Raw genomic sequence first — 17,406 nt, forward strand, 5'->3', positions numbered from 1 at the left:
TATGAATGATCTTATGATATTGGCGCCAGATGTTAAGGCTGCACTGGAGGCTAGCGCGCCAGTGGTCGCTTTGGAAAGCACGATCATCACCCACGGGATGCCCTACCCGCAGAACCTGGAAACGGCGCAGGCTGTCGAGGCCGAAATCCGCGCTGCCGGTGCGGTCCCGGCGACGATTGCGGTCATGGGCGGCAAAACCCGGATCGGATTGGAAGCGACCGACTTGGAAGCGCTGGCGCAAGCCAAAGACGTGATGAAAGTCAGCCGCGCCGATCTGGCCGTCGCTCTGGCGACAGGAGCCGTTGGAGCGACCACGGTCGCCGCTACAATGATTTGCGCGGCAATGGTTGGGATCAAGGTCTTCGCCACGGGCGGGATCGGCGGGGTGCACCAGGGTGCGGAAGACAGTTTCGACATCTCTGCGGATCTCAGGGAGTTCGCCGAAACTCCGGTGACGGTTGTGGCGGCAGGTGCCAAAGCGATCTTGGACCTGCCGAAGACTCTAGAAACACTGGAAACGCTTGGCGTGCCTGTCATCGCCTATGGGCAAGATGCCTTCCCGGCCTTCTGGTCGCGCGACAGTGGCCTCCCCGCGCCGCTCCGTATGGATCATCCGGCCGAGATTGCCGCCGCCCATCGGACGCGGCAGGCGTTGGGTCTGCCAGGCGGCCAATTGGTGACCAATCCGATCCCCGAGGCCGACGAGTTGAGCCGCGATATGCTCTCCCCCTTGATCGCGCAAGCCCAAGCCGAGGCCGATGCCGCCGGAGTGACCGGAAAGGCGGTGACACCGTTTTTGCTGCAACGGCTCTTTGAGTTGACCGAGGGGCGAACGCTTGCGGCCAATATCGCCTTGGTGAAGAACAACGCGCGCCTCGGCGCCGCAATTGCCAAGGAGCTTGCCGCCCCTTAGGTCAACGCGCCGCTTGTGCGCCTTTGACAACGCACATAGATAAGAGACAGCAGCGCTCTTAAGACGGCCCGATTGATGCAACTGCCAGAGACCCCACCACCGCCGAAACGCGGCTTCTTCTCTTCGCTCAGGACCAATTTCCTGACCGGGTTGGCGGTGATCGCGCCTATTGGCCTCACCGCCTGGCTGATTTGGACAGTAGTCGGATGGATCGATGGTTGGGTCCTGCCCTTCATTCCGAGTGCTTATAATCCGGTTCTGCTGATCCGCGAATATACCGGAATTGCGGTCGATATCCGCGGTCTGGGCGTCGCAACCTTCCTGGTCTTTACCGTGATCGTGGGGTGGATTGCGAAAGGCTTGATCGGCCGGTCGATGATCAAATGGGCCGACTCTCTGGTTCTGTCGATCCCGGGGGTACGGACGATCTATTCCGGGCTGAAACAGATCGTCGATACTGTCGTCAGCCAGGGCGAGCGGAATTTCGACAAGGCCTGCCTGGTGCAATATCCGCGCAAGGGGATTTGGGCGATCGCCTTTATCTCGACCAACGCCAAGGGCGAGATTCAAGCGCAGACTGAGAAAGAGATGGTCTCGATCTTTATGCCCACGACGCCAAACCCGACCTCGGGTTTTCTGCTCTTTGTGCCCAAGGAAGATGTCACTATCTTGGAGATGACGGTAGAAGACGCGGCCAAATTGGTGATCTCGGCGGGGCTGGTCTATCCCAACCCCGAAGACCCGTCGAAAGCACCTGCGGTACTGCCAAGCCCCGCCCAAGACGCGGCGGAGTGAGGCGCCCTACTCCGTCTCTTCGTACCACCAGACATCCGGGTGAAAGCCGAGGAAATCACCATAGATCGGCAGGTTTTCCGGGTAATGCAACTCCCGCACATGAGCGATCCGTGAAATCGGCGAGTGCCAGATTGGGATGACATAGCGCCCAGATGTCAGAACCCGATCAAGCGCCCGGACAGCGGCCTGATACCTCTCAAGACTGTCTGAGTTCAGCATCTCATCGATCATCGCTTCAATTGCCGGATGGCACGCTCCCATCAAATTGCGTGAGCCTTCTGTCTCGGCCATCTCACACCCCCAATAGAGCCGCTGCTCATTGCCCGGGCTTAAGGAAAGGCCGCGGGTGTAATAGGTCATGTCGAAATCAAACGCGTCGGTGCGCTCGCGATATTGCGCGCTGTCCACGGTAGAGATGGTCGGGGTGATGCCAAGCCGGGCAAGGCTCTCGACATAGATATTGATGATCGATTGGTTCTCGGGTGAGCCTTGCTGCAACAGGATTTCGAAGCTGAACGGACGGCCATTTGTATCGACCATAACGCCGTTCTCGACGGTGTAGCCCGCCTCTTCCATATATCTCAGCGCGGTTCGGCTTCCGGCCCGGTTCGCCGCAGAGCCGTCCGAGACGGGCATTTCATAGCCCTCAAGCGCACCGGGTAGCAGGTCGCTGGCGAAGGGTTGCAACAAACCGGCCACGCGCGCCCCCGCGGACCCCTCCTCCATTCCCAAGATCGAGTTTGCGAAATAGGAGGTGATGCGCGGCTCAGACCCGCCATTGATCGTCTGATTGATGAACTCGAAGTTGAACACTTGGATCATCGCTTCCCGCACCCTCCAATCGGCGAAAACCGGGTTCCGGGTATTCATCACGAAACCGGTCATGCCGGTCGGGCGTTGATGGGGAATGATTGAGCGGACAACCTCACCCGATTGTGCCCGTGGGAAATTGTAATTCTGTTCCCAATTGGTGGCATTGGTCTCGCGGATCGTGTTGATCAGCCCCGAGGTGAAGGCCTCGAACATCGCCGTGGCATCACCGAAGAACTCCAGCCGCACCTCGTCAATCACATTGGTGCCGCGGCGAAACGGCAGATCGGCACCCCAATACTCCGGATTGCGGGTCAGCAAGACATATCGGCCCGCTTCATAATCGGTTACGACATAAGGCGCGGTGGTGATCGGCACGATATCCAGCCCAGAGGTCGCGAAGTCCACGCCCTCCCATTGGGCGGCTTGGAGAATTGGGCGCAGCCCCATGATCAGGGCCATTTCGCGATTGGGCTCGGCAAAGGTGATCCGGACGCCGCGCTCGCCCACCGGCTCCATCGACGCCACATTGTCCCAAGAGTTCCGATAGCGCGGATGCCCCTCGGTCCCGAGCGTCTCGTAGGACCAGATCACATCCTCAACCGTCACCGGGCTACCATCGGAGAACCGCGCCTCTGGGCGGAGGTGAAACTCGACCCAGTTGCCCTCCGAATCGGCCTCCACCGATTCGGCCAACAAACCGTAAAGCGTGAACGGTTCGTCATAGGATCTTCCCATCAACGACTCATAGGCCAAAAATCGCAACTGCCAGGGGACGCTGCCCAATCGGCTATGCGGGTTCAGACTGTCATAGCTGCCGACCTCGCCGGTCACGACCCGCCCGCCGGTTGGGGCGTCGGGGTTGGCATAAGGCAGATGCGCAAAATCTGGGGGCAAGGCGGGCTCGCCATACATAGCGATGCCATGTTGTGGCTCGGCCCAGGCCGGGCCACACAGAATCATGGCGGTGGCTAACCCGGCGAAAAACTTGCTGAAACAATCTGCGCGCATCTGTGGACAATCCTCTGATTGCTTTGTTTGCCTGTGGGCCAACGCTATCCTCGCCGCAGGGCCATTACAAACTTTTCGGTTGGACTCTGAGCAAGCCATTGCTTATAAAGGTGTCACTGCTCGATAGGTTTCTTGCCTGTATGAAACCTGCCTCAATAACTTAACGCCGGCTTCGTGCCGGCGTTTTTTTTGGCAAGACACAGACCGACAATTAGAACAGGAGTTTTCATGACCGAGAGTCAGGAAATCGTTCGGGCCTATGGTGCCGCTTGGCTTGCAACGGACCCCGGCGAACGCCGGGCGCATTTGGAACAGGCGTGGGCGGATGACGGGGTCTATATCGACACCAATACCCGCGTCGAGGGGCGCGAGGCGCTTGCTCAATTGATCGAGCAAACCCATGCCGCCTTCCCCGGGCATATTGTCGAACTCACCAGCGGCGCGCTCGGCTTCAAAGGGTATCTGCAATTCACCTGGCATATGCGGCAACCCGATGGCGAGATCTTGCTAACCGGGACCGATTTTGCCCGGCAAGGGGACGATGGCCGCTTGGTCGAACTGATTGGCTTTTTCGGCGCGCCGCCCCCGCTCGACGACTGATCGGCCTCTAACGGTTCTTTGATCTGTATTTCGCAGGTGCAGCATGTAGACTGCGCCGCAACAGAGATTGAAGGAGCATCCGATGGCCATCACCACCGATCTATCCGGCAAGACCGCCGTCATCACCGGGTCGAATAGCGGCATCGGCTTGGGCATCGCGCAGGAACTGGCCAAGGCCGGGGCCGATGTGGTGTTGAACAGTTTCACCGACCGCGAGGAAGATCACGCGATTGCCGCCGAGATTGCGGCGGCAACCGGGGTCACGGCCCGCTATATCAAAGCGGACATGTCAAAGGGCGATGAATGCCGCGCCCTGATCGCGCAGGCGGGGGTCTGCGACATCCTGATCAACAATGCGGGCATTCAACACGTCGCGCCGATCGATCAATTCCCAGTCGATAAATGGGATGCGATTATCGCGATCAACCTGAACTCCGCTTTCCACACCACCGCTGCCGCCCTGCCGCTAATGCGCGCCGCAGGATGGGGCCGCGTGATCAACATCGCTTCCGCTCACGGGCTGACGGCCTCGCCTTACAAAGCCGCCTATATCGCGGCCAAGCATGGCATTGTCGGCATGACCAAGACGGTGGCGCTGGAAACCGCCGAAGAGCCGATCACTGCCAACGCCATCTGCCCGGGTTATGTGCTCACGCCCCTTGTCGAGGCGCAGATCCCCGACACGATGAAGGAATACAATATGGGCCGCGACGAGGTGATCAAAAACGTGATGCTCAAGCGCCAGCCCTCGAAAGAGTTTGCGACCGTGGAACAAATGGGCGGCACTGCGGCCTTCCTCTGCTCCGACGCGGCGGCACAGATCACCGGCACCACGATCAGCGTCGATGGAGGTTGGACCGCGCTCTAACCTCATCTGTTCACCAACAATCAAGGCCCCGCTCATGACCGCGAAACGTATCAATCTGGCTTTGCAAGGTGGCGGGGCACATGGCGCTTTCACCTGGGGTGTGCTCGACGCCTTGCTAGACACCCCCGAGATCGAGATCGCCGCGATATCTGGCACGTCGGCGGGCGCTTTGAACGGGGCAGCGGTTAAGGCTGGGCTATCGCAAAGCAGCCGCGATCTGGCGCGCGAAAATCTGCAATGGCTTTGGGAGCAGGTCGGCGCAATCACCGATGAACGGCTCAATCCATGGCTAAACGCGGGCTCTCCGTCGGCCATCTCGACTCTAATCGAAACCTCCCTGCCTTTCGCCGTCTCCGACACGGTATCGCGGATGGTCAGCCCCTATAGCTATGGCCCGTTTTATCAAAACCCGCTCCGCCGTATCGTCGAGCGGCTGCATTACGAGAACATCTGCTGCGTCGAGGGGCCGGAGTTTCATATCTGCGCGACCAATGTCCGCAGCGGCAAGATCAGGATTTTCGACGGCGACCATATCTCGCCCGATGCCATTTTGGCCTCTGCCTGCCTGCCGACGATGTTCCAAGCGGTCGAAATCGACGATCCCGCAACTGGCCGGAGGGAGGCTTATTGGGACGGAGGCTACACCGGCAATCCGGCACTGTTTCCCTTATTCCACAACGGGTTGCCAAGCGACATTCTCGTTGTGAATATCAACCCGCTGCACCGCGAGGATCTGCCCACTTCGGCGCGCGCCATCCAGAACCGGATTAATGAGATCAGCTTCAACTCCTCACTCCTGCGCGAGCTGCGCGCCATCGAGTTTGTCAAACGGCTGCTGGCCGAAGGGCACCTGGCGCCAGGCAGCATGAAAAACATCCTGATCCATATGGTCGCCGATGATGCATTGATGGAGAAGCTCTCCGTCGCGACAAAACTGATCGCCACACCTCAGGTGCTGCACCAATTGCGCGCGGCCGGTCGCGCCGCCTGTGAGGCGTTCCTCAACACACATTTCGACAAAATCGGCAAGGTAAGCAGCGTGGATCTGGTGGAGATGTTCAACTGAGGCTTGCTTAACTTCGATATTTCATGAATACGTGAAATATGGATTCTGCAGCTGCTATAAAAATTCTCTCTGCGCTCGGTCACGAGGGGCGTCTATCGGTTTTCCGCCTGCTTGCCCGCCGGGCTCCGCAGGAGGTCCGTCCAAGTGAGATCACGGAAGCGACCGGGCTCAAGCCAAGCACTCTCTCGGCCCATCTGACCGCGTTGAGCGAGGCCGGGCTGGTCCAATCGCGCCGCAATGGCACGTCGATCTACTACGCACTCGCCGCCGATCGGACCCAGGCTTTCACCAGCTTTCTGCTCGAAGATTGCTGCCGCGGTCGCCCCGATCTATGCGCCCCGAATCCAGAGACCAAACCCGTGACGGATCAGAAATCTGTCCTCTTCCTCTGCACTGGCAATTCCGCTCGCTCGATCCTGGCCGAAGCGCTGCTGCGACAGGCCGGGGCGGGCCGGTTTGTGACCTATTCCGCAGGCACACGGCCCTCGGGTGATGTAAATCCGCATGTGCTTGACCTGTTGCGGCGCAATGACCATGACATCAGCGGCCTGCGCTCGAAAGACCTCGATGAGATGCAGGGTGAGGACGCGCCGATATTCGATTTTGTGTTTACGGTCTGTGACCACGCCGCGAATGAGGACTGCCCGGCCTGGCCCGGTCAACCGATCAGCGCCCATTGGGGCCTGCCGGACCCTGCCGCCGCGAAAGGGACGGAGGCCGAAATCGCGCTGGCCTTTGCCGAGGCCTATCGAACGCTCAACACGCGGATCGAAGCCTTCGCCGCCCTGCCCATCGAGACGCTTGACCGACTGTCGCTTCAATCCGAGGCGGATCAGATCGGTATGTTGTCCTCAAAGAACTGATTGAATCCCATGTTGAATGTCCTCGTCCTCTGCACCGGCAATTCGGCCCGGTCGATCCTTCTGGAACATATCCTGACCCACAAGAGTGCGGGACGCATTCGCGCCTATTCCGCAGGCTCCAACCCGACGGGCCAGGTGCATCCGCAATCGCTCACCTTGTTGACCACGCGTGGCTATGACGTCAGCGCGGCGCGATCGAAAAGCTGGGACGAATTTGCCTTGCCCCATGCGCCGGAAATGGATGCGGTGATCACCGTGTGCGGGTCGGCTGCCGACGAGGTCTGCCCGGTTTGGCCCGGCGCGCCGACCCGGGCGCATTGGGGCGTGGAAGACCCGGCCCGTGCGGCGGAACGCGATTGGCAACAGGCATTCGAGACGGCCTATGACGCCCTCAACGCCCGTGCCGAGGCCCTATTTGCCCAACCCTTCGAAACCTATGACCGGGCCGAACTGCAATCTGCGCTCAGCAAAATCGAGACTGACTTCCATGCTCAATAAACTGCTCGCCGAAGCCTTCGGCACTGCTTTCCTCCTGATCGGTGTGGTGGGGTCCGGCATCATGGCTGCGGCCTTGTCGCCGGACAGTACTGGCGTGGCGCTTTTGGCCAATGCCATTGCCACCGGCTGCATCCTCTATGTGATCATCACCCTTCTGGGCCCAGTCTCAGGCGCGCATTTCAACCCCGCTGTCACGGTCGCCTTCCTGATCCGCGGTGAGATCGCGACAGGTGCGGCGCTCGCCTATATCGCGGTGCAAATCGCCGCGGGTATCCTGGGCGTCTGGATCGCGCATCTGATGTTCGAACTGCCGATTTTGCAGCTTTCAACCACCATTCGCAGCGGGCCCTCGCAATGGGTCTCGGAAATCGTCGCGACATTCGGCCTGGTGTTCGTGATCCTCGGCGGTATCCGCCACGCGCCCGCCGCCATCCCGACGCTTGTTGGGCTCTACATCACAGGCGCCTATTGGTTCACCTCATCAACCAGCTTCGCCAACCCCGCCGTCACCATTGCGCGGAGCCTCAGCGACACCTTTGCCGGTATCTTGCCCGGCAACATGCCGATGTTTATCGTGATGCAACTGATTGGCGCGAGCATCGCTGTGTGGATCGCCCGGCGGCTTTTCGCGCCCGAGTGATCTTGCGGCCAGGGGCGGGACAGCCTAGGGCGGATGAATGACTGCGCCCTGCCCCGACCCGTTCAATCTCGCGGCCTATGTTCTGGCCGCCGCCGCGAAAATGCCAGACAAGATCGCCCTCGCGGTTTTGTCCCCCGCACGGGCAGAGCGGTGGAGTTATGCCAAACTGGAAGATGCTGTGCGGCGACTGGCGGCGGGGCTTTTGCAGCAGGACGTCGAACCCGGCGACAAAGTGCTCTTGCGGCTTGGCAACACGCCAGACTTCCCTGTGGCATTTCTGGCCTGCATTGCTGTCGGTTTGATCCCGGTGCCAACCTCGGCGCAACTGACCGGGCCTGAGATCACCCGGCTTGCGCAACTGATCGGGCCGAAGCTGATCCTCGCCGGACCGGGTATCGCCCTGCCCGAGCCAACGCCCTGCCCAGTTCTGACCGACCTGGCCGCGCTCCAAACCGCATCGCCTGCGGATTACGACTATGGCGATCCAAACCGGTTGGCATATCTCGTCTTCACGTCTGGAACATCCGGCCAAGCCCGGGCCGTCGCCCATGCGCATCGCGCGGTTTGGGCGCGGCGCATGATGTGGGATGGATGGTATGGCCTGACATCTGAGGACAGGTTGCTCCATGCCGGGGCGTTCAACTGGACCTTCACCCTTGGCACCGGTCTGCTCGACCCCTGGGCGGTTGGCGCGACGGCTTTGATTCCGGCGGAGGGGCTTGATCCAACCTCCCTTCCGCTGCTTCTCAAGCGACACGATGCAACGATTTTCGGCTCTGTTCCAGGTGTTTACAGAAAGATATTGAACAACTCTTCAGGACTGACCCTTCCCAAACTGCGCCACGGGTTGAGCGCCGGAGAGAAGCTCCCGCAGACGGTGCGTGAGGCATGGCGCGCAGCCACCGGCACGGAGATTCATGAGGCCCTTGGCATGTCGGAATGCTCAACTTTCATTTCGAGCAGCCCGACAATACCCGCGCCAGAAGGAACCTTGGGCTTTCCGCAGCCTGGACGGCGGGTCACCATCTTGGATGACTCTGCCGCACCTGTCGAGCCAGGCGAGATCGGGACTTTGGCGATCCATCGCTCCGACCCTGGGTTGATGCTGGGATATCTCGATAAAGATACGTTTGACTTGCCCTTGACCGGCGATTGGTTTCTCACCGGCGATCAAGTCAGCGCGGCCGATGACGGGGCGCTGATCTATCAAGGACGGCGAGACGATATGTTGAACGCCGGCGGCTTCCGAGTCTCGCCGCATGAGATCGAAGCCGTGTTTGCCCCCCTGCCAGGGGTGACGGATTGCGCCGCCGTTGCAATGGAGGTCAGGCCGGACGTCTTTGTGATCGCCATGGGGTATACGGGCCACGCCGAAGAGGCTAGCCTGCGCCGAGCGGCGGAGGCCCGGTTGGCCCGTTACAAACAACCTCGTCTCTATGCCCGGCTCGATGCCCTGCCCCGCAATGCAAATGGAAAGCTCAACCGCGCAGATTTGCGCGCGCGCCTGAAGGAGGCCCTATGATCAAACTCGACATCCTGTCCGACCCGATCTGCCCCTGGTGCTATATCGGCAAAGCCCATCTGGACCGCGCATTGGAGGCCGCCGGCGATCACCCCTTTGCCGTCGAGTGGCATCCGTTTCAACTGAACCCCGATATGCCGACGGACGGGATGGACCGGCGCACATATCTGGAGGCGAAGTTCGGCGGTAAGGAGGGCGCGGTGCGCGCCTATGCCCCGGTGGTGGAGAATGCCGAAGCCGCAGGTCTGGAAATCGATTTTGAGGGCATCAAACGCACGCCAAACACGTTAAACGCCCACCGGTTGATCCATTGGGCCGGGCTTGAAGCGCGTCAAACGCCGGTCGTGGCCGCGCTTTTCAAAGCGTATTTTGTCGAGGGTAAAGACATCGGCGATACCGCCACTTTGGTGAAGATCGCAGGCAATACAGGTCTGGATGCGGCGATGGTCGAACGCCTCCTGGCCAGTGATGCGGATGCCAATGACATCCGCGCGCGCGATGCCCATGCCCGTGAGCGGGGCGTCACCGGCGTGCCCACCTTCGTGATCGCCAATCAGCATGTGCTGCGAGGCGCACAGCCGCCGGATCTCTGGGCCAAGGTGATCGAGGAGATTACAGAGCAGTTGAAAGCTGCGGAATGAGTACGACCGATGCGCCCTCCGATGGATTAGGGCCACGCCGCCTCTCAATGCCGGAATTCATCGCCCTGATGGGGATGATGTTCGCGACCATTGCGTTTTCCATCGATGCGATGCTGCCCGCCCTGCCCGAGATTGCCGAGGAGCTGACGCCAGACAGGCCGACGCTGGCGCAGTTGATCCTGACGAGCTTCGTCCTTGGCATGGGGGTCGGCACGTTCTTCGCCGGGCCGCTTTCGGATACATTCGGCCGGAAACCGGTGATCCTAGGCGGTGCCATCCTTTATTTGACCGGCGCGATTTTGGCCTATAGCGCGCCGACGCTCGAATTGGTGCTGGCGGCCCGCCTCTTGCAAGGGCTGGGCGCCGCCGGGCCCCGGGTGGTGGCGATGGCGATTATGCGCGACCTCTATTCCGGGCGGCAAATGGCGCGTGTGGTGAGCTTTGCGATGCTGGTCTTCACGCTCTTTCCCGCTGTCGCGCCGATGATTGGCGCGGCGATCATTGCGGGCTTTGGCTGGCGGTCGATCTTTCTGGCCTTTCTGCTGTTCTCGGTGATCTCGGTGGGGTGGCTCACCATTCGCCAACCCGAGACACTGCCAAAGGCGAGCCGCCGCCCGCTGCAGCTTTCGACACTTGCGGCAGCGATCAAGGAGGCCCTGTCTCTGCGCCAAATGCAGTTTTCCATCGTGGTGCAAACGCTTATTTTCGGGGCGCTTTTCGGAACGCTCTCCTCGATTCAGCAGGTCTTTGACCTGACCTATGACCGGGGCGCGCATTTCCATTTCTGGTTCGCGGCAATCGCGCTCTTGGCGGCCCCGGCCGCGCCTTTGAACGGACGTTTGGTGATGCGGCTCGGGATGCGGCCCCTCATCCGCCGCGCGCTTTGGGCCCAAGGGGTTCTGTCGGTGATCGTCGCCGCCTTCTTGGCCCTCGGCCTTTTTGGCGCGCAGGAGTTCTGGCTCTACTTTTTGTGGACGGTTTCGATCTTTGCCTTGGCCGGCTTCACAATTGGCAACCTGAATGCCCTGGCCATGGAACCGCTTGGCCATATCGCCGGGATGGCAGCCTCGCTGATGGGGGCATTGGCCACGATTGGTGGCGCGATCCTCGGCGCGGTGATAGGGCAACTCTATGATGGCACAGCCCTACCGCTTGCAATCGTCATGGGGGTCTTGTCGCTCGCTGGTGCCATCATCATGCGCTATATGCCGCGCGAAGCGCTTTGAACGGCGCGGGCAGCCCTAGCTGGGCACCTTCCGCGCCAGATCCTGGGCAATCGCAAACGCCCCTTTGATCTTGTCGGCCTCGCTGGACCAGTCCCGGCGCACCACGATCTTGTTGTCACGGATCTTCGCCAAGCCACGCTGATCATTGACGAATTCGACCAGCCCGGCGGGGTTGGCAAATTTGTCATTGTGGAACTGGATTGTCGCGCCCTTCGGTCCGGCATCGAGCCGGGCAATCCCGGCTTGTTTGCATTTCGCCTTGATCCGCACGACGAGGAGTAGCGTGTTGACCTCGCGCGGCAGCTTGCCGAACCGGTCGATCAACTCGGCGGCGAACCCTTCCAACTCCACCTTGGTCGTCAACTGGCTGAGCCGCCGGTAGAGGCCCAAACGCACATCCAGATCGGGCACATACGCCTCGGGGATCAAGACCGGCACGCCGAGGTTAATCTGCGGCGCCCATTGGCCATCTTCATCGAGCCGCGCCTCGCCCGCGCCGGAGCGGATATTGGCGATCGCCTCTTCCAACATCGATTGGTAAAGCTCGAACCCCACCTCGCGCACATGGCCCGACTGCTCTTCGCCGACGATATTGCCCGCCCCGCGAATATCGAGGTCTTGGCTGGCGATGGTGAAACCTGCGCCCAAACTGTCGAGACTTCCCAAAACCCTGAGCCGTTTCTCGGCCGTCGCGGTGAGCGGCGCGCGCGGTTTCGTCGTGAGATAGGCATAAGCGCGGGTTTTGGCGCGCCCCACCCGGCCCCGGATTTGATAGAGCTGGGCCAGACCAAATCGATCCGCCCGGTGGATGATCATGGTGTTGGCCGTTGGGATGTCGATGCCGGATTCCACAATCGTGGTCGCCAAGAGAACATCGTATTTGCCGTCATAGAAAGCATTCATCCGGTCATCAAGTTCGCCCGCCGCCATCTGCCCATGGGCCACGACATAAGACACTTCCGGCACCTGTGTTTTCAGGAACTCCTCGATCTCCGGCAGGTCTTGGATGCGCGGCACGACATAGAAGCTTTGGCCGCCCCGGTAATGTTCACGCAGCAGGGCCTCGCGCAATGTCACCGCGTCAAACTCGCTGACATAGGTGCGGATCGCGAGCCGGTCGATCGGCGGCGTTCCGATCAAGGACAGGTCCCGGACGCCTGAGAGCGACATTTGCAAGGTGCGCGGGATTGGCGTCGCTGAAAGCGTCAAGACATGCACGTCCGAGCGCATCTCTTTCAGTCGTTCCTTATGGGTCACGCCAAAGCGTTGCTCTTCATCGATGACCAGCAGGCCCAGATTTTGGAACCGGATTCCTTTGGCAAGAAGCGCATGGGTGCCGATGCAGATATCGACGCTGCCATCGGCCAAGCCCTTACGGGTGTCCGCCGCTTGCTTTGCTGGAACAAAGCGCGACAACTGCCTGACATTAATCGGAAAACCGCGAAATCGGTCGGCGAAGGTCTTGGCATGTTGCCGCGCCAAAAGCGTCGTCGGCGCGACCACTGCCACCTGCATGCCCGAGGCCGCCGCGACGAAGGCCGCCCGCATGGCGATCTCGGTCTTGCCGAAACCCACATCGCCAACGACCAGCCGATCCATCGGGCGGCCACGGGCGAAATCTTCCATTACATCAGCAATGGCGGTCAGTTGGTCATCGGTTTCCTCATAGGGGAAACGCGCGGCAAAGGCCTCCCACATATCACCGGGCGGCTCCAACACTGGCGCGGAGCGCAGCTCTCGCTCGGCGGCGATGCGGATCAGCTTATCGGCGATCTGCCGGATACGCTCCTTAAGCTTGGCTTTCTTCGCCTGCCACGCCCCGCCACCGAGCTTGTCGAGCAAGCCCTCATCATGGCCATAGCGGCTGAGCAAGTCGATGTTTTCCACCGGCAGGAACAGCCGGTCACCACCGGCATATTCCAGCGCAATGCATTCATGCGGCGCGCCCATCGCGGTGACGGTTTCAAGGCCATTATACCGTCCAACCCCATGATCCACATGCACAATCAGATCGCCGGGGCTCAGGCTTTGCGCCTCGGTCAGGTAGTTCTCTGCCCGAAGAGCTTTGCGTTTCGGGCGGATCAGACGATCGCCCAACACATCTTGCTCGGAGATCACCGTCAACCCGCCGCCGGTGAACCCTTCCTCGAGCGGCCATATCGTCAGGTTCAAACTGCCTGGGCCGCTGATCTCGCGCGCATCCGCGATCAGTTTGGCGTCGGCAACACCTTCATCTTCGAGTAGCCCCGCCAACCGCTCCCGCGCGCCTTCAGACCAAGAGGCAATGACAACCGAGGAACCCTCACGGCTAGCTTTAATATGATCCGACAAAGCGCCGAAAAGGCTCACATTTTCTTGCTGTCGTTCTGGCGCGAAGCTTCGCCCGACGCGGCCTCCCGCATCAACAACCCCAGGACCGCTGGCTTGCGGCAGGGGCGAGAATTGGACGAGACGACGGCCGGATACCGCTGTCTCCCAAGCGGTGTCATCTAGATAGAGTTGCCCCGGCGGGCACGGCTTATAAACGGTATCCAAGCGGCCCTTCTGCGTCAGGGCAGTTTTCCGCGTATCATATTGATCTTCAATACTTTCCCATCGCGAAAGACGCTGTGCAGCGTTTTGTTCGTCGAGGGTTATGGTGACATCCGGCAGATAGTCGAAGAGCGTTTCCAACTCATCGTGGAAAAACGGCAGCCAATGCTCAACGCCGGCATGTTTGCGCCCGGCACTGACCGCTTCGTAAAGCGGGTCATCGGTGCCCGCCGCCCCGAACTCGATTCGATAATTCTGCCGAAATCGGGTGATGGCGGCCTCGTCCAAAATCACTTCCGAGACCGGGGCTAACTCCACCCGTTCAAGCTTTTCGGTCGTGCGTTGTGTTGCCGGGTCAAATCGCCTTGCCCCGTCCAACACGTCGCCGAACAAATCCAAACGGACCGGTGTGGCTTCACCGGGCGGCCAAACGTCGATAATGCCGCCCCGCACAGCATAGTCGCCGGGTTCGGTCACGGTTGGGCTTTGGACGAACCCCATGCGGACGAGAAACTCTTTCAGCGCGCCCTCATCAATGCGCCCGTCCACCTTGGCGACAAAGGCGGCATCGCGCAGAAGCGCCCGGGGCGGCAGATATTGCGTGGCCGCACTGAGCGTTGTCAGCAACACAAACGGCCCAGACAAATCTGCCGTGAGCGCCGCCAATGTGGCCATCCGTGTGGCGGAAATCTCGGCATTGGGCGACACCCTGTCATAGGGCAGACAATCCCACCCTGGGAAACGCAGGACCGGGATCGTCGGATCGAAAAATGCCAAGGCCGTTGCCATGGCCGCCAAACGTTTGTCGTCGCGCGCCACATGGCATACGGACCCGCCTGATTTGGCCAGTTCGGCGAGCAACAGCTTGGCGTCAAACCCCTCGGGTGCGCCGCCTGTCAGAATATGAGATTGGGTCGAAGTCATCGCCTGCTGTGACCTACCCACGCGGGGTCTGGTGTCAAGCGTTGAATGACCGAGGGATCACCCCAGAGGGCCGATCCGAACATTGACCCACATGCCCCAGAAGGCAGTGATGAAGATAAACACCACGCCAAGCATCTGCACCCCAATGCGATGCGCCCGCAAATGTTGCGGTACATCCGCGAAGCCAGCCGCCCTGAGCTTCCGCGCGGTGCGGATGGACCAGGCACCGACAAGCGTCATCGGAAACAGGAGCAGAAACACAGCTTGGCAAAACTCGATCCCATAGAACCAACCCAAAACCGCCAGTCCGGTGAGGACAAAGGTTGCAATTGCCGTAGCCCAAACGCCGGAAACCTCCACAATCGTCAGGATACGGTTCACATTGACCTCAGCCAGTATCTGCAGATCATGCATGCTGCGCTCATGGCCACGCGCCGCGCGCTGCACCATGTCATACGGCACGCCCAACACCCAATGGCTGGCCGTCGACCACAGAACCGCAAGAACGATCCAATACCAAAGGTTCGAGAAAGACCTCAGGTCGATCACTTCGCGTGCAAGTTCCAGAAATGTGAAGTCCAATGCCGGTCTACCCCAATATGGCAATTTTTGGGCACCATAGTGGCGGCGATCAGGTGTTTCCAGCCCTTGAGATGCGGCAGGGTTCGTGGCACGGCTTTGGGGCAACAGACGATGGAGCCAAACCATGCCAGCCAATCAAGGACAGTTCCCCAGGACTCGTTTCCGGCGCAACCGGTCGAGCGCCGCTTTGCGCGATCTCACACGGGAGACGGAGCTTTCGGTAAATGACCTGATCTGGCCGGTCTTTGTATGCGACGGCTCTGATGAGCGACAAGCCATCGCGTCGATGCCTGGCGTCGAGCGGTTGAGTGTGGATCTGCTGGTCGATGCGGCGCGGGAAGCGCATGGTTTGGGCATCCCCGCAATCTGCCTCTTTCCCTATACCGATCCATCTCTGAAAACGGAGCTTTGCGAAGAGGCATGGAACCCCGACAATCTGTCCAACCGTGCGATCCGCGCGATCAAAGATGCGGTGCCAGAGATCGCGGTCATGACCGATATCGCGCTCGACCCCTATAACGCCAATGGTCATGATGGGATTGTCCGCGACGGCGTGATCGTGAATGACGAAACGGTCGAGGCGCTTGTGAAGATGGGCCTTGCGCAGGCGGAAGCCGGTGCGGATATCTTGGGGCCTTCCGATATGATGGACAGCCGGATTGGCGCGCTTCGGGATGCGCTGGAAGCCGAGGGGCATGTCAACGTGGCGATCATGTCTTATGCCGCCAAATTCGCCAGCGCGTTTTATGGCCCGTTCCGCGATGCGGTTGGTGCTTCCGGCGCGCTGAAAGGGGATAAGAAGACCTATCAAATTGACCCGGCCAACCGGCAAGAGGCGCTCCGCTGTGTCGAACGTGATCTGTCCGAAGGGGCGGATATGGTGATGGTCAAACCTGGCCTGCCCTATCTTGATCTCTGCCGTGAGGTGAAGGATCGGTTCGGCGCGCCCACCTATGCCTATCAGGTCAGTGGGGAATACGCGATGATCGAGGCCGCGGCAGCCAATGGCTGGATCGATGGCGAGAAAGTCATGTTGGAAAGCCTGATGGCGTTTCGGCGTGCCGGCTGTGACGGCGTCTTGACCTATTTCGCGCCGCGCATCGCCAAAATCCTCAACCAATAGTGGTCAAATCGGCAGGAACCCGCAGGTTTGGTGTCATTGACAGATGACAGCGGGCGGAATTCGGCGTAAGATCGTTGGAAATCTGGGCTGATATAGACCTAGAAATCTGAGGCATGACATAAAGGCGGATATCCGATGAGCATTCTTTCCCGGCGCAATTTCGTGTTGAGCGCAGCCGCTGTTCCACTGGCGGCCTGCGGCAATGGCGTGGGCTCGCAAGGGTCACAACGCATCGACGCCCGCGTCGATAGCGCGATCGATTTCATGTATAGCGAGGTGCCCGGCACGCAGGAGCTGTCCTTCAATGCGGCTGGCATGCTGGTCATGCCGCTGGTCACGGAAGCAGGCTTTGGCTTTGGCGGCTCTTATGGGCGCGGCGCGCTGCGGATCAATGGCGCGACAGTCGATTACTACTCGGCCATCAGTGGCAGTTTTGGGCTTCAGATCGGTGCGCAGCAATATGCGCATACGTTGTTCTTCATGACGGAAGATGCGCTCAGCGAGTTCCGCCGTGGGCCCGGTTGGGCGGTGGGCGCCGATGTGCGCTACGCCGTCGTTAATCAGGGCGGCAATCTGGGGATCGACACCAACACATTGCTCGATCCGGTGATCGCTGTGGTTTACGGCCAGGCGGGGCTGATTGCGGGGGCCACACTTGAGGGCACGCGCTATTCTCGGATCCTTCCCTAAGAAACACGCCTCTCTTAGATCGAAATTGAAACCCGGGCTGCAGGCTTTGCAATCCGGCCGCATTGTCGCTACCACCGGCACCGAGTTTTTCAATCCTGGATG

Annotated in this window: 16 protein-coding genes; 13 read left to right on the forward strand and 3 right to left on the reverse strand. The window is 60.3% G+C overall.

What is annotated here, in order from left to right; translation table 11 throughout:
* The first annotated feature begins 1 nt into the window (after position 1).
* The gene (locus GTF44_RS09425) at positions 2 to 913 is read left to right on the forward strand and encodes a pseudouridine-5'-phosphate glycosidase (protein WP_301270789.1); all 912 of its coding nucleotides are present in this window, start codon (positions 2 to 4) and stop codon (positions 911 to 913) included.
* Positions 914 to 988: 75 nt separating this feature from the next.
* The gene (locus tag GTF44_RS09430; RefSeq protein ID WP_145208890.1) at positions 989 to 1,708 is read left to right on the forward strand and encodes a DUF502 domain-containing protein; all 720 of its coding nucleotides are present in this window, start codon (positions 989 to 991) and stop codon (positions 1,706 to 1,708) included.
* Positions 1,709 to 1,714: 6 nt separating this feature from the next.
* Here GTF44_RS09430 and GTF44_RS09435 read toward each other — a convergent pair whose 3' ends face one another.
* Positions 1,715 to 3,529, reverse strand: a complete 1,815-nt coding sequence (locus GTF44_RS09435) for an extracellular solute-binding protein (RefSeq protein ID WP_171559674.1) — start codon at positions 3,527 to 3,529, stop codon at positions 1,715 to 1,717.
* Between the two features lie 228 nt (positions 3,530 to 3,757).
* On the opposite strand from GTF44_RS09435, the gene GTF44_RS09440 reads away from it, so the two are divergent.
* The 9 genes from GTF44_RS09440 (at position 3,758) to GTF44_RS09480 (ending at position 11,453) form a co-directional block, all read left to right on the forward strand.
* Positions 3,758 to 4,129 carry a nuclear transport factor 2 family protein gene (locus GTF44_RS09440; protein WP_171559676.1) on the forward strand — a complete coding sequence of 124 codons (372 nt, stop codon included), beginning with the start codon at positions 3,758 to 3,760 and terminating at the stop codon, positions 4,127 to 4,129.
* A gap of 82 nt (positions 4,130 to 4,211) precedes the next feature.
* Positions 4,212 to 4,997, forward strand: coding sequence for a 3-hydroxybutyrate dehydrogenase (locus tag GTF44_RS09445; RefSeq protein WP_171559679.1), 786 nt, complete (start codon positions 4,212 to 4,214; stop codon positions 4,995 to 4,997).
* Positions 4,998 to 5,031: 34 nt separating this feature from the next.
* Positions 5,032 to 6,063, forward strand: coding sequence for a patatin-like phospholipase family protein (locus GTF44_RS09450; RefSeq protein WP_171559682.1), 1,032 nt, complete (start codon positions 5,032 to 5,034; stop codon positions 6,061 to 6,063).
* A gap of 38 nt (positions 6,064 to 6,101) precedes the next feature.
* Positions 6,102 to 6,926: a metalloregulator ArsR/SmtB family transcription factor gene (locus tag GTF44_RS09455; protein ID WP_171559683.1), complete on the forward strand. Its 825-nt coding sequence runs from the start codon at positions 6,102 to 6,104 to the stop codon at positions 6,924 to 6,926.
* Positions 6,927 to 6,938: 12 nt separating this feature from the next.
* Positions 6,939 to 7,424, forward strand: a complete 486-nt coding sequence (locus tag GTF44_RS09460) for an arsenate reductase ArsC (RefSeq protein WP_171560261.1) — start codon at positions 6,939 to 6,941, stop codon at positions 7,422 to 7,424.
* Positions 7,414 to 8,064, forward strand: a complete 651-nt coding sequence (locus GTF44_RS09465; RefSeq protein WP_171559688.1) for an MIP/aquaporin family protein — start codon at positions 7,414 to 7,416, stop codon at positions 8,062 to 8,064. The genes GTF44_RS09460 and GTF44_RS09465 overlap by 11 nt, the downstream gene beginning before the upstream one ends.
* 37 nt (positions 8,065 to 8,101) lie before the next feature.
* Positions 8,102 to 9,586, forward strand: a complete 1,485-nt coding sequence (locus tag GTF44_RS09470) for a class I adenylate-forming enzyme family protein (protein ID WP_171559696.1) — start codon at positions 8,102 to 8,104, stop codon at positions 9,584 to 9,586.
* Positions 9,583 to 10,227 (forward strand): DsbA family oxidoreductase, encoded by a 645-nt coding sequence (locus GTF44_RS09475; RefSeq protein ID WP_171559698.1) that lies wholly within the window; start codon positions 9,583 to 9,585, stop codon positions 10,225 to 10,227. The genes GTF44_RS09470 and GTF44_RS09475 overlap by 4 nt, the downstream gene beginning before the upstream one ends.
* Positions 10,224 to 11,453: a multidrug effflux MFS transporter gene (locus GTF44_RS09480; protein ID WP_171559700.1), complete on the forward strand. Its 1,230-nt coding sequence runs from the start codon at positions 10,224 to 10,226 to the stop codon at positions 11,451 to 11,453. The genes GTF44_RS09475 and GTF44_RS09480 overlap by 4 nt, the downstream gene beginning before the upstream one ends.
* 15 nt (positions 11,454 to 11,468) lie before the next feature.
* Here GTF44_RS09480 and mfd read toward each other — a convergent pair whose 3' ends face one another.
* Both mfd and GTF44_RS09490 read right to left on the reverse strand, forming a co-directional pair.
* On the reverse strand, positions 11,469 to 14,909 hold the full coding sequence (gene mfd, locus GTF44_RS09485; RefSeq protein WP_171559702.1) for a transcription-repair coupling factor: 3,441 nt from the start codon (positions 14,907 to 14,909) through the stop codon (positions 11,469 to 11,471).
* A 57-nt stretch (positions 14,910 to 14,966) separates the two neighbouring features.
* A complete protein-coding gene (locus GTF44_RS09490; protein ID WP_253261388.1) occupies positions 14,967 to 15,491 on the reverse strand; it encodes a component of SufBCD complex in 525 nt (174 codons plus the stop codon).
* A 124-nt stretch (positions 15,492 to 15,615) separates the two neighbouring features.
* Between GTF44_RS09490 and hemB the strand changes: the two genes are divergently transcribed.
* Positions 15,616 to 16,614 (forward strand): porphobilinogen synthase, encoded by a 999-nt coding sequence (hemB, locus tag GTF44_RS09495; protein WP_171559704.1) that lies wholly within the window; start codon positions 15,616 to 15,618, stop codon positions 16,612 to 16,614.
* Between the two features lie 135 nt (positions 16,615 to 16,749).
* Positions 16,750 to 17,304, forward strand: a complete 555-nt coding sequence (locus tag GTF44_RS09500) for a YSC84-related protein (RefSeq protein ID WP_171559705.1) — start codon at positions 16,750 to 16,752, stop codon at positions 17,302 to 17,304.
* Positions 17,305 to 17,406: the final 102 nt, after the last annotated feature.

Source organism: Roseobacter sp. HKCCD6576-2 (genome assembly GCF_013179285.1).
GTDB lineage: Bacteria > Pseudomonadota > Alphaproteobacteria > Rhodobacterales > Rhodobacteraceae > Rhodophyticola > Rhodophyticola oceani.